General features: G+C 57.6%; 9 protein-coding genes. 6 read left to right on the plus strand and 3 right to left on the minus strand.

Translation table 11 applies throughout. The annotated features are described in order from the left end of the window. Window positions 1-2: 2 nt before the first annotated feature. Entirely contained in the window at window positions 3-1,583 is a 1,581-nt protein-coding gene (locus BMY52_RS04200) for a VanZ family protein (protein ID WP_143050416.1), read from the minus strand. 58 nt (window positions 1,584-1,641) lie between these two features. Here BMY52_RS04200 and BMY52_RS04205 point away from each other — a divergent pair, with 58 nt between their 5' ends. After that, the gene (locus tag BMY52_RS04205; protein ID WP_177169836.1) at window positions 1,642-4,491 is read left to right on the plus strand and encodes a chondroitinase-B domain-containing protein; all 2,850 of its coding nucleotides are present in this window, start codon (window positions 1,642-1,644) and stop codon (window positions 4,489-4,491) included. A 674-nt stretch (window positions 4,492-5,165) separates the two neighbouring features. Here BMY52_RS04205 and BMY52_RS04210 read toward each other — a convergent pair. Continuing rightward, window positions 5,166-5,984: a GNAT family N-acetyltransferase gene (locus BMY52_RS04210; protein ID WP_177169837.1), complete on the minus strand. Its 819-nt coding sequence runs from the start codon at window positions 5,982-5,984 to the stop codon at window positions 5,166-5,168. A 380-nt stretch (window positions 5,985-6,364) separates the two neighbouring features. Between BMY52_RS04210 and BMY52_RS04215 the strand changes: the two genes are divergently transcribed. From BMY52_RS04215 to BMY52_RS04225, 3 genes are read left to right on the plus strand one after another with little or no spacing between them, the layout of a single operon-like run. Beyond that, entirely contained in the window at window positions 6,365-7,822 is a 1,458-nt protein-coding gene (locus BMY52_RS04215; RefSeq protein WP_090251334.1) for a putative O-glycosylation ligase, exosortase A system-associated, read from the plus strand. Beyond that, a complete protein-coding gene (locus BMY52_RS04220) occupies window positions 7,822-8,805 on the plus strand; it encodes a polysaccharide deacetylase family protein (RefSeq protein ID WP_245740562.1) in 984 nt (327 codons plus the stop codon). The genes BMY52_RS04215 and BMY52_RS04220 overlap by 1 nt, the downstream gene beginning before the upstream one ends. A gap of 20 nt (window positions 8,806-8,825) precedes the next feature. Further along, entirely contained in the window at window positions 8,826-10,109 is a 1,284-nt protein-coding gene (locus BMY52_RS04225; protein WP_177169838.1) for a carboxylate--amine ligase, read from the plus strand. An 11-nt stretch (window positions 10,110-10,120) separates the two neighbouring features. On the opposite strand, the gene BMY52_RS15595 is transcribed toward BMY52_RS04225, so the two are convergent. Then, window positions 10,121-10,411 carry a hypothetical protein gene (locus tag BMY52_RS15595; RefSeq protein ID WP_245740596.1) on the minus strand — a complete coding sequence of 97 codons (291 nt, stop codon included), beginning with the start codon at window positions 10,409-10,411 and terminating at the stop codon, window positions 10,121-10,123. Window positions 10,412-10,810: 399 nt separating this feature from the next. Between BMY52_RS15595 and BMY52_RS15600 the strand changes: the two genes are divergently transcribed. Continuing rightward, entirely contained in the window at window positions 10,811-11,629 is an 819-nt protein-coding gene (locus BMY52_RS15600) for an arsenate reductase/protein-tyrosine-phosphatase family protein (RefSeq protein ID WP_245740594.1), read from the plus strand. 55 nt (window positions 11,630-11,684) lie between these two features. Beyond that, window positions 11,685-13,472: an ABC transporter ATP-binding protein gene (locus tag BMY52_RS04235; RefSeq protein WP_090251343.1), complete on the plus strand. Its 1,788-nt coding sequence runs from the start codon at window positions 11,685-11,687 to the stop codon at window positions 13,470-13,472. The last annotated feature ends 86 nt before the right edge of the window (window positions 13,473-13,558 follow it).

A 13,558-nucleotide genomic window follows, 5' to 3' on the forward strand; every position in this document is an offset into this window, starting at 1 on the left:
TCCTAATCTTGCCCCACGTGGGTCGCTGGCTTCGTTATCCCTTTATCGCGAACAAACCCCGAGTCCGCTGGCTCAATTCCCGGATATTTGCTTGCCCGCTTAAAACTGGCATGCCGGGGCACCTCACCCCGCTCCAGTGACCGAGCAGGTCCCTCCCATGACACACGGGCCTGCTCCATGCCCCCCTGCAACCCCCACCACAGCGCGGCACAAAGCTGCCAACCCAACCATGCAGCGGCTGCAGCAATCCAGACCGTGGTAGGGTCCGGGCGCAAGCCTGCCATGAACAGCTTGCCACCCTCCATCCCCACGGCAAGCACCCATGCCAGCACGACCGCACTCCATAACCCTCGTTGAGGCGTGTTCCGCCGGTGGCCCCAGCCCCACAACCACACGCCGACCCCCACCGGCAGATACATGATCACATGAAAGATCAAACTGCCAATCGCCACCGCCTCGGGTACCATGTAGTGGTACCAGAACGGCAAAAACCGCACCGACTCCCACTTGGCGAGCACCGAACGGGTCTCCAGGGCGAAACCCTCGCCCCCAAGGTTGATCACCACCAGAAGCGAAATAAAAGGCACCAGGAGCATCACCACCAGCGCGCGCGCCCAGGACCGCAGACGATCAGGATTGAAACACTTGCGCGCAGCAAAAAGCCCAAAACCTACCACCACCCCCAGCGCACGGAATAAGCCCGAACCACCCTCGGCCACTCCCGACACTGTCAAAAACTGCCCCAACTCGATCAACAAGCCAAACGCCAACGAGGCGACCAACACCAGGGAGAAGGCCCCAAACCCGGTCAACCCCGGTAATCGCATCAACAGCCACCACCCGAGCAATATCCCCAAGGGCGCCGTCATCACCATGGCCACGCCGCGCAGGATCCACCACTCGCCTCCCGCCCCGCTGGAGGCTGGCGACCGCCAGAGCCCCCAGTGGTCCGTCGCCAGCTTGCCAGCCACCTCCCCCAAGGACACTATAAAGTCCCAGGGAAGCCATGCTGCCAGCGCATAGGCCCCCGCATACAAAACCAGTGCCCACCACAGCGCGACGTCCCCGCCCTGGCGGAGCGTTGCAACCCCTCGCAAAACCGGACCCGACAGCGCGTACCAGGCGAAAACACCCAATACGCCCCCCATCAGGTTGCCACTCATATCCAGCAGCGAAGGCTCCCGCCGGGGTAGCCAGAATTGCAGAAACTCAACGGTTGCCGTGGTGGCCAGCGCCAACAGGGCCACGAACACCCCCACCCAGAACCGTGCCACAACCCCTCGTGCATAACCCGACAACCAGGCCGTCCAGAACAGCCCCAGCGGCACGAACATGACAATGTTGGCGACCCATTGCTGCCGCACCGAGGCGCTCATCTGCGGGACCGTCATACTGGTGAAATGCGACCAGGCCTGCGCAACACTCTGATTACCGAACTCGAAAGGCATCAGAGTGGCATAAAGCACTACCAGCAACGAAGCCCATGCGGCCACTGCCAGTTTGGCCTGAATCGAGAAGACTGCGGACAATGAGACAACCCTCAACGACCGTGAAAAAAGGGCACGCGCATCCCGCAGGACCACATGCAAGGTAGGAGGCGCACCCAAGATGGGCGGTCATTCAATCTTGCAACAGAAACGCATGGATATTCCAATTGATTTCGATGCCCACACCCACCACAATCGCAAGACCATCCCGAAAGCGGCCAAAGTGATGAGCGCTCTTCGCATCAGCCTGTTCCTCTTGCTGGCAGCACTGTTGTCACTGAGTTGCGCTGCGGCGGATGCCAATTCCCTGGAAGTCCGCGATGATAGCGCCCTTCGGGAGGCCCTTCGAGACGCCGCCCCAGGCGACACAATCACACTCTTCCCCGGTGACTACTTCCTGCCCAGCCTTACACTCAGACAATCGGGGGAAAGCAACGCCCCCATCGTGTTGGAATCCCTCATCCCCGGAGCCGCGCGACTCTGGAGCAACCACACCACGCAGCTGAAAATTTACGGTGCCCATTGGCACATTATCGGCCTGGATTTTCAAGGCGGTCACAACACCCACCATGCCCTGCACATCGTGGCTGAGGCACACCACGTACGCATTGAAGGCAATCGCTTCCAGAACTTTCACGCCGCCATCAAAGCCAACGGCGAGGGCACACCCCGCACCTTTCCCGATGAGGTTCGGGTGACCCGCAATGTCTTTGTCAACGACTACCCGCGTGACAATGACTCACCCGTGGTCCCCATCGACATCGTCGGTGGCAAGAACTGGCACGTGACGGAGAATTTCATTGCCGATATCGCTCACGCCCCCCACCACACGGTTCGCAACACCAGCGCCGGATTTGTCAAAGGAGGTGCTCAGAGTGCCGCCTTCGACAGCAACCTGGTGATCTGCGAGTGGCGTCATGCGGGGGGCCAACGTATCGGCCTCTCATTCGGCGGCGGCGGCACAGGCCAAGGCCTTTTCGATTCCCGAGGAACCGGCAACTGCCAAAACGACTGCCCAGAGGCCATTGACAGTCGGATGACCAACAACATCATCCTGAACTGCCCGAACGAACCGGGCATCTACCTCAACCGAGCCCGTGACGCCCTCGTCGCCAACAACACCATCTACAACGCCTACGGCATCCAGGCTCGCTTTCCACAGACCCAAGCCCAAGTGAGAGATAACCTGCTTACCGGCACCATCTGGGAGCGTGATGGCGGCCACGCGGAACTCATAGGGAATCAGACCACCGGCTGGTTTGCCCAGGCCAGCTATCTGCCCGTGATCCAGGGGCGCATTCAGGCACGGCATGTGGGCGCACAAACTCCCGCACCTTCCTGGCTGGATCGCATATCAATGTTCTTGACCGGCGCACTCGGAAACCTCTTGGCCAGCCTGGGGAATACCGCGTTCGGCAAGGGTTTGGACCGCTTTGAACAATGGTTTCTGGCACCACAGATGGGTGACCTGAGGCTAAGCGATGGTGGAGACTTGGTGGCCAAGGGCAGCAGGGACAATGATGTCACACACGACTTCTGCGGGCAGCGCCGATCCACGCCGGTGGATGTGGGCGCCATTGAGTACAAGGCAGGCGAATGCGATCTAACGGCTGAACTGGAGAGGCGGCATGGGCACCTCTTCACCTCACTGCTGGCATCCCCAGAGCCGGCGCGGCCGGACAGGACTACAACGAACCTCGATACGGCCCACGTCCTCACCACGCCCCTACCCCAGCGCTTACTCCACGCGACTCCGGACAACTACCGTGACAGGGTCGCCACACTGCAACCCGGCGACCATCTCCACCTGGCCGCTGGCACCTATCCACGCAACCTGCGCCTGCACAACATCAAGGGCACACCCGAGGCCCCAATCATCATCACGGGTCCGGAGCAAGGGGAACCGGCAGTTTTTCGCGGGCGCGACGGCGAAAATACCATCAGCCTCGCGCGCACGGCCTATGTCACATTGCGTTACCTGACCCTGGATGGACAAGGACGCAATGCAGCAGGCGTCGTTCTGGAAGCACATGGGCATTACGCGCACCATATCACCCTCGAACACCTCACCATCAAAAACTACGACGCCTCGCAGGGCCACACCGGCATCACCACGCGCGCATCGGCCTGGGACTGGACCATCCGAAACAACCATATCCACGACGTGGGCACCGGCCTCTACCTAGGGCGTCCCGACGGCAGCGCACCATTCATTGGTGGCCTTATCGAAGGCAATGCCATCCAGCGGACACCGGGCTACAACATGCAGATCAAGCACCAGAACATGCGTGACCGGCTCCCGGACATCCCGACCCAAGCCAGGCAGACCATCATCCGCCACAACCTCTTCAGCAAGGCCGAGCGAGCCAGTAGCGGCCCGTCAGCACGCCCCAACCTGCTGGTGGGCCATTGGCCGCCGGAGGGACCGGGGCGCCATGATAGCTACCTGATCTACGGCAACCTGTTCCACGAAAACCCCCACGAGCGCCTATTTCAGGGAGAAGGGAGTGTTGCGCTTTACAATAATCTGCTCTTCAACAGCCACGGCGACGGGCTCATCATCAGGCCCCACAACGACGTACCCAAGGCGATTCACATCCTGCAAAACACCCTGGTCACCGCAGGCACCGGTATACACGTCACCGGTGCTGATCCGGATTACCCACAGCAGATTTCCGGCAATGCCATCTTCTCGCCCCATACCATTCGCGCACCGGGCTCTATCGACACTCGCCAGAACTTCACAGCCTCCCTGGACGAAGCCGGGGCAGAACTGAATCATCTTGATTCGCGCCTAGCCCACCTGAACCTCTATCCTCAGCCTGGTTCGCTGGCGCGCCCGCAACAAGGAGCCCTGCCGAATCATCTCCCTCACCTATTACACGACTACAACCACCGGCCCCGTGAGGGCTCATTCTGGGGAGCATTTGATGCCACAAAGCCGATGAACCCGGGCCGGGCAGATGGCGTGGGGCCTTCGATCCCCGGCTGCCAACACTGCTGAATTAGCCCTCTTTAACGAGCTAACCCTTGCAGAACACCATTACACAAAGACTCAAAGCCCCTCTACGCCACATTAGGCGGCGATATAACATCACCACTTACCGCATTTATGCCTTGTCCGTCGAAGACATCAAGGTGCCGAGATTTTTAGCGCGGTCACACGTCAGGCAGCTACACCCAACCGATCCCGCGCTGTCGCAAATACCACGCACCCAAGAGGAAATCGCCTATCGCTTCCAATGCAAAGGGACCTGCATCGGAGAGGCTCCTCCTTCTTCCACGAGCCTCAACGGGTATCTCTGGTTGCTGGAAGCTCCTTACACCGAGCCGGAGCACCGTTGCACGCTCATCCTGCCGCCGAACACGGCCATGGACGTGGACGTTTATATCGCGCGCCACGCGCGCGGTAGCCTGACTTTCGCAAGACTCTGGGCCGAAGCTTCTGTGGTACTCAAGCAAAAGGGCCTACGCGCGAGTATCTGCCGCATCGACACTCGCAACAAGACCTCCATAAAGGCACACGAGCGACTGGGCGCACGATCGATCGGATGGCAGACCTTCCTATGCCTGGGACCGCTCGAGGTCATGTGTTGCAGGTTGCCGCCATACCTCTCCGTAACCACACGGGCGTCGCCCGTACCACAAATACAAATACCAACGCCTCCTGGGAAAGCATCATCTCCCTTTGATTAGATGGAGCCGCGCCTGCAATCTATCCACCACTTGCAACCACCATCTGGGTTTCTGGAAAACCACCCAGAACTGCTCTTCACAATCATTCGCCAATGTACGCTTATAGCGCGCATCACCCAGGAGAAAGTCATAAACTTGCATCCCCAGGGCGGCATTATGCGCAATGGCCAAGGCATGGCTAACCAGGCCAGGCTTGAAACGCGGATCCTCAGGGTAACAAAAACCACACTGATAATTGCTTACCACGCCACGGTAAACCATATTGTAAAGGTAGCCAATGCATCGGGATCCCGCGGATATCCGCAACAGCTGCACATCCCCTCGTGCCCATGCCGCCCGAACATAACGCCGATGGAATTCATACATAAAATGCCCACCAAACGCCCCTTCACGCCCCCTGCGGCGCCAATGCCGTTCGTGCAAGCTGACCAATGCCTCAAAATACTCCACGGCAGTGCTTTCGTCATGCGCCGGGTGAACCGTGAGGTCGCCCAACTCACGATAAAGACGTATCGAGCGTCTCACTTGATAACGAGTATTTCTACTTAAGGTCTGCAGATACGATTCCAGCCCACCCTCGACCCCACCAAGCTTCATTCGATAATTAGGCTGCTGCGCCCAAACGCAGGTCTTCAAACCCAGCCGCCCGGCAGCTTCCCGCATCGCCTGGACCTGAGTCAGTGGAACCCACCGGACATGGAGCTCGTCCCAATCGTCGCCCCCCTGCAGCAAACCTTTCAACGCCGCGCCCCAAGCCTCATGTGCCTCCACCTCTCCGAGCAACAATCCGGCACGTTCCACGGTCAATCGGTCCAGGTCAGGTCGGCCCGTTTCCTGCCACCACAAACACCTGACTGGAAAAACTCCCAACCTCCATAGCAGCCTGGGCACCACCAATCCCATACCCCGGGTCCGGTTATCATCACGGATGACGACCAACCTCGGCACTATGGCCGCAGGCAGGCACTCCAGCCAGCAGCCCACCCAGGGCCAGGAGACGAAGGGCGAGCCTTCTGCCTCGCGCTCCAGCCTTTCCCATTCATGTCGCAACGAAACCTGCTCCGGCACAGACATGACCTTCCCGAGAATCTTGCCCCCTGAATCCATCGACCGATACATACCCCGCGTGACTGATCTGCTAGCATAGCACTTGGACTATCAGGGGTGAGACACCGTTCTTCATGCGCGACATCATCTTCAGCGGAATCTGGATGGGCCTGGTCGCAGCCGCACTCTTCCGACCGTGGATCGGGATTGTGGGCTGGTACTGGATTGGCATCATGAACCCCCACCAGCTGACCTGGGGCTTTGCCCGTGAGCTTCCCGTTGCCATGGGCATTGCCGGCGCCACTCTAGTCGGCCTATTGCTTACAAAAGATCGGCGCGCGCTCCCATTTACCCCTGAAATCGTCATCCTCGTGCTCATGGTGATTCACTTCACCATTACCACCTACCTTGCGTGGTCACCTGGCCCGGCGTGGGCGCAGTGGGACAAGGTAATGAAAATCTTTCTCATCACCTTGATCACCCCCATGCTCATATTCGGCAAACAGCGGATCATGATGCTGTTTGCCATTCTCACCCTCTCCATCGGATATTACGGACTCAAGGGCGGAATTCACTCCCTCACAACTGGATTTGGCGGCATGGTGCTCGGTCCGCAACGGAGCTTCATTGGGGGTAATACCGACATCGGCATGGCACTCATTATGATTCTACCGATGACACTGGTGCTTGCCAGACTCCTGCGGAACAACGAATTTGAGTTACCTTTCCAGAATGCGCTATTCGACCGGTGGCGATCCCAAATAGGCTTGGGGATGTACGCAGTCTTCTGGCTGACTGCCGCAGCCATCATAGGAACCCACTCTCGAGGAGCCATGCTGACCCTCATCATCATTTCCCCTTTCATCTTCAAGGCGCTGAGACACAAAACCCTCATAGTATCGGCGGCACTGATTGCGGTGTTCGGCCTTGGGCTGGCTGTGCCGGACCAGATTGTTGAGCGCATGCAAACACTCCAGGAATACGAAGAGGATAGCTCGTCCATGGGGCGGATCGCTGCCTGGAGCGTGAGTTGGAATATCGCCATGGAAACCCCCCTTACAGGATCAGGATTTCAAACCTTCCACTTGCCAAGGGATGTCTGGAACAGCTACGTGACCTGGACTGATCCGCTTTCTCGCACACTCGTAGAGCACAGCATTTATTTCCAGATGCTTGGCCAACACGGCTTTCCCGGACTGGCGCTTTTCCTGCTTTTATTGACCGTCACTCTCTTCACGCTCAACCGCATCCGGAGAAGCGCTGCTCGTTACGAGGATACACGCTGGATGAGCGGCATCGCATGGGCCATGATGATCGGAATATTCGGTTACATGATTTGTGGAGCCTTCCTCAGCCTTGCCTACTTCGATCTATTCTACGCAATGGTCGCATTGACCATCGTCCTCAGACGAGAACTGCATGAGTGCGAGACTGCTCGCATGGCCCAGCGACAGCATGCTTTCTCAACCCACGGACTGGAGGAATCCAGACAACCTGCGCCAGGCACTTCGCCTGCCACACAGGTGGGCGCAGATTTCGTTCGTAGCAAACCGAATGGTCCCAACCACCCCATTCAGGAGCGCCGCCCCTGATGCGTCCAACCCAACACCTCACCACGTACGCGCCCAAAATGGCATGGACACTGAGCGCACGACAACGTCTTTCGGTACTGATCTACCATCAAGTACTGAAGGAACCAGACCCAATGCGACCGGGGGAGATCACGACCCCCCAATTTGACTGGCAGATGGGTTTACTGGCTCGCCATGCGAACGTCTTGCCGCTACCCGAGGCCTTGCACCGCGTGCAAGATGGCACGCTCCCCCCCAGGGCAGCATGCGTTACCTTTGATGACGGTTATCAAGATAATTATTTAAATGCCCTACCCGTCCTGAAGCAGTGGGGAATTCCTGCGACCTTTTTCATTGCAACGGGATTCGTTGGAACAGGAATCATGTTTAACGACTCGATCATCGAAGCAATCAGGCGATGCCCCAAATGCACTCTGGATCTTGGCGACGCAAATCTCGGTGCTCACCACCTTGACAACTGGAAGGCCCGCCATACTGCTGCTTCGAGCCTCATACAACAGGTGAAGCATGCGCCCCCCAAAACGCGCGCTCAACAAGTCGACATGATCGTTCGATATTCCGGAGTCAGCTTACACACCGAATCGAGACTGATGATGGATGCAACGCAGATTCGTGAACTCCAGGCGGCGGGCATGACCATTGGCGCCCACACGCGCACGCACCCCATCCTTAGCCAACTGCAAGCTGACATGGCCCATGAGGAAATCAAGGGGAGTCGAGCCGATCTCGAGGGAATTCTCCAAACCCCCATCGAAGTCTTCGCCTACCCGAATGGTAAGCCCAACCACGATTATGCTCGACGCGACTGCGAATTGGTGCAGGCCGCAGGCTTCAAGTACGCTGTCAGCACCAGCCCTGGCGCAGCATCCTCCAGGATGGATCCCTTTCAGGTTCCACGGTTCACACCATGGGATCGCACCGATGCGCGTTTTTTGATGCGCCTCGCCGTAAATGCGCGGCGTGCTGGTACACTGGCATCCTGACCCGCCCAAACACACCAACCATGCCCAGCACCCCTCCCCATGAGTCAAACGGCAATTCACCGAAAAATCCCTCGCCAGGAAAAGCGCTGGTCATTGGGAATGACAATCGGTCATTCTTAACCACGGTCAGGTCGCTGGGCCGGGCAGGATGGGAGGTGCACAGCGCCTGGACCCCGGACAATCTAGCCGCCAACCGATCTCGCTACCTTAACCGTAAGCACGCTGTCCCCGCTTACGACCCAAGAGACCCAGCGTGGATCGGTGCATTAAAGGCAGTCCTATCGGCGCAAAAATTCGATCTCATCATCCCCTGCAGCGATGAAAGTATCATCCCGCTACAATTGCATCGAAATGATTTCGAGCCATACGCCCGCATCACCCTATTGCCCGACGCTGTATTTGAGACATTTCATCACAAGGAACAGACTGGACAACTTGCCCGGTCGCTAAGCATACCCACTCCCAGAGAAGTGCTGGTCACCAACGAGCATGAACTGGAAGAGGGCTTGGAAGCCTTTTCTTTCCCAATCGTCCTCAAGCCAGCATCTTCGCACAACAAGTGCGACCCCGATAACAGGCGACGAGTACTTAAGGCCTACACGCCAAAAGAAGCCAGCCAATTGGGGAGACAATCCCTTTCCGAAGGCCCACTTTTAATTCAAGAACACTTCATCGGCCAGGGAACAGGTGTGGAAGTATTGGCCAAGGACGGGAAAATCCTCACTGCATTCCAACACTTACGACTCCACGAACCTCTTCACGGGGGGGGTAGTTCCTATCGAAAAAGCATCCCACTCCATCCCGGCATGCTCGCGGCCACCACGGCACTCGTAAAAGCCGTCAGTTACACCGGAGTCGGGATGTTCGAGTACAAGCACAATCCAACCACCGATGAATGGATGCTCATCGAGGTTAACGCACGACTATGGGGATCTGTCGCACTGCCAGTTGCCGCGGGCATCGACTTCCCCCGGTTTTTGGCCGAGATGCTGATTCATCAACGCAGCGACTTCCCGCAAGATTACCCCGCAGACATCTATTGCCGAAACTGGGTGGCAGATCTGGATTGGTTTCGTGCAAACCTGAGAGCAAACAAAGAAGATCCCACGCTCCACACACGCCGACTCCCGGAAATCGCACGGGAGATCGTTCCTATATTACAACTGCGAGAATATGCAGACACCCTGAGTCTCGACGACCCTCTCCCCGGCCTTGCTGAACTGGGGCAGGTGATTCAAAGATGGCTTCAAACCGCTTTTCTGCGGATTACACAGAGCCTTCACCATCGACGAACCACGCCATGAAGGCACCGCATTCAGACATCCTGTTGGTCGGCGGCAGCCCCGAGGTAATCCTGACCTTTGTTCGCAGCCTTGCCCGACAAGGTCACCGCCTCGACAGCCTGAACGATACCCCCCTCAGTCATGCCTGCCAATCGCGATATCTCCAAAAGGTGCTGCCTTTTCCTCATGACCCCAAGGAGGCACAGGACCGACTCATCAAGGCACTTGCGGAAGGGCAATACGACCACATCGTCCCGCTGGACGCAAACGCCTCGCACCACATCCAGACCACTCGAACACAATACCCGGATCGTTTCGGGCACGCCCGCATCCATCAAAGCCACCCAGCCCCCATAACCTTACAGGCTCCCCGTACCAGCCCCGATGTCAAGACTAAGATAATCGGCCTACTGACGTTTGCGCACAACCAAGAGATCACAGCCGCAGTGCAATTCCGCAGCCTGCGCCATGACACGCGGGGACATCACGGATACTGCGTAAGCGAGGCCCCCAATGAACAGATTCTGCGCCTGGCAGAGCAGTTTATCCGCCTTCATAGGCTCGAGGGCCCCATAACCCTTTATTTCGCATACACCCCAGGGGCAGACGGGTACCACATCATCGGCGCCATCCCACACTGGGATGACGCCTTACCGTTGGCGGTTCATGTAGGCGCAGACCTCCCAATCCACTGGATCGCTCCGCCCCAGGCAGCTACGCCAATGCCATCCTACCGGCCTGGAATCTATTGCCGAAACGGTCGTCATGACAGCCTCCTGCTCCAGAAGGCGTTTGGCCAGGCGAGGCGCAAAGGCACGAGACAGCTGTTTGGCACCCTCGCGCGAACCTTCCTTGAAATCCTACGACCCGCATGGAGAAAGGAAGTCCATGGGTCGCATGCCTGGCAAGACCCGAACCCCCAGTGGACAGAGTATGCTCGCATCCTTGCACAGCTGGTTTCCGATGCGTCGGCACGCATCGCTACCCTGCGTCGCTGGCAGGCACGGCAGAGAGCACGACGGGTCCACCACCGCATTCGCCTCGATGAGCAAGCTGACCGGAGCACTCGACTGCTGTCCCTATGCTTTGGCAATATATGCCGTAGCCCCTACGCAGCGTACCGACTGGAGCGAATCCTTTGCAGCAATGCTCCGAGCCCCTGTTGGCATATTGAATCCTCAGGGATTTTACCGAAACCCGGGCGCCAACCGCCTCACGAAGCGCAAATCGCGGCACAAACCCTGGGGACCCCTATCGATGCCCACTCATCCAGGCACTCGGCGCCTTGCGACTTGACACAGCACCACGTGATTTTGATATTTGATCGCCAAAACCTCCACCACCTCAGAGACACAGGGATCCTGGGGCATCCAGGGATTGCAGTCGCCATGCTGGGAGATTATTTGCCACCTAGCAGACAAGGCTGCGAGATTTCCGATCCTTACGGCGGCGACATCAACGAATTCATCCAAACCTATCGCGTGATCGATGAAGGGTTAACCGCGCTGACCCAAGCCACCCAAAGGCAACATACTTCCTGACACGCCGAGACCATTTGGTCGCTTGGCCCACCCCGATGGATAACGACTCATACTGATGCTCAGCTTACCCCGCAAACTTCTCATTCTGCTCGAACGACGGGAACGGCTAAAAGCGCTGATTCTCCTGGCCCTGATGGTCGTCACTGCCTTCTTTGAGATGGCAGGCGTCGCATCCATCATGCCATTTCTCTCAGTGCTCTCCAATCCAGACATCATCCATGACAACGCATGGTTGAGCATGGCTTATGAAGCCTTGGGATTCACGACAAATCAAGGCTTTCTACTGGCATTGGGTGCGATCGCCTTTTTCATGATCACGCTGGGCTCCATCCTCACTGTCACGACCACATGGGCCCTGCAGCGGTTCTCCAGCATGCGCCAATTCGCCTTATCCAGACGACTGATGACTGATTACTTGAAGCGACCCTACGGTTTCTTCCTCCTCAGAAACTCATCCGACCTCGCCAAGAACGTCCTAGAGGAAAGCCGACAGGTCATCGGCGGCTGCTTGATGCCCAGCCTACAGCTCATCAACCGTGGCTTACTCACCCTGGCACTGATCACCTTTCTGCTTTTGATCCACCCATGGGTAGCGATCGGGCTGGCTGCAGCGTTGGCTGCCTCGTACCTTTTGACTTACGTGCTCATCCGGCCATTATTAAACCGAATCGGTGCTGACCGTGTGCTGGCCAACAAGCAGCGGTTCACGGCGGCCGGTGAGGCATTTGCAGGCGTCAAGGAAATCAAACTTCTTGGCCGGGAGAACGTCTACCTTGATCGGTTCTCCAATCCAGCCCGTCGCTTCGCCCGGCACCAGGCCACATCCGCCATATTATCGCAAATACCACAGTACGCCATCGAACTCATGGCCTATGGAACCATCATCCTGGCACTGCTCGTCATGGTGGGCACCGAAACCGGCAGCCTCGCTGCCGCCATCCCGGTCATCGGGGCTTACGCCCTGGCGGGTAAAAAACTTATCCCCGCCTTTCACGGCATCTACGCAGCCTTTTCAACCCTTCGGTTCACCATGCCTGCCGTGGACAATATTCTGTCCGATCTTGGTGATCGCAAGGACTCAACCTCGCTGCCCCCGCGGCAACGCCCACCCCGGCTCTTCCCACAGCATTCGCTCTCCATTACGGAGTTAACGTTTTACTACCCGGGCGCTGACGAACCCGCACTCAATCACGTGAACTTTCAGATCCCGGCCAACACCACGGTCGCCTTCATTGGTCGATCAGGTGCAGGCAAAAGTACCCTCGTGGACGTCATTTTATGCCTTCTCAAACCGGACTCTGGCAAAATCGAGATTGATGGAACAGCCGTCACTGCTCAAAACATCCGCAACTGGCAGGCTTCCATCGGCTATGTCCCACAGCATATTTTTCTTGCCGACGATACGGTATCGGCCAACATCGCCTTAGGTGTGCCCAAAAATGAACTCGACATGCAACAGGTAATCCAGGCCGCCAAGATTGCTGAACTGCATGACTTCGTTACTAACGAGCTACCCAATGGGTACGACACCATTATCGGCGACCGCGGTGTACGCCTCTCAGGGGGCCAAAGACAGCGTATTGGCATTGCCCGCGCCCTCTATCGTGACCCGCCGGTATTGGTGCTTGATGAAGCGACCAGCGCACTGGACAATGCAACCGAGTCTAATATCATGGGTGCCGTACACAATCTGAGTGGGAAAAAGACGATCATCATCATCGCCCATCGTTTAACCACAATTAAAGACTGTGGTCGCATCTACGTGCTCGAACACGGACGAATCACCGCTCAAGGCACTTGGTCAGAACTCCCAGACATCCATCCCGAGGAACAACTCCATTGATCCAGCACAAAGACTCTGGCAGCCTGACATGGTTAACCTGCATTCCGGTTGGCGCCCGGATTACTACTCACAGACACTCGGCCACG

It is taken from the genome of Ectothiorhodospira marina, from assembly GCF_900109495.1.
Lineage (GTDB): Bacteria > Pseudomonadota > Gammaproteobacteria > Ectothiorhodospirales > Ectothiorhodospiraceae > Ectothiorhodospira > Ectothiorhodospira marina.

Coding starts and splice junctions, on each gene's coding strand:
- BMY52_RS15600 (WP_245740594.1), top strand. CDS start 10,811: ATGCCATCCTACCGGCCTGGAATCTATTGCCGAAACGGTCGTCATGAC.
- BMY52_RS04215 (WP_090251334.1), top strand. CDS start 6,365: ATGCGCGACATCATCTTCAGCGGAATCTGGATGGGCCTGGTCGCAGCC.
- BMY52_RS04220 (WP_245740562.1), top strand. CDS start 7,822: ATGCGTCCAACCCAACACCTCACCACGTACGCGCCCAAAATGGCATGG.
- BMY52_RS04225 (WP_177169838.1), top strand. CDS start 8,826: ATGCCCAGCACCCCTCCCCATGAGTCAAACGGCAATTCACCGAAAAAT.
- BMY52_RS04235 (WP_090251343.1), top strand. CDS start 11,685: ATGCTCAGCTTACCCCGCAAACTTCTCATTCTGCTCGAACGACGGGAA.
- BMY52_RS04205 (WP_177169836.1), top strand. CDS start 1,642: ATGGATATTCCAATTGATTTCGATGCCCACACCCACCACAATCGCAAG.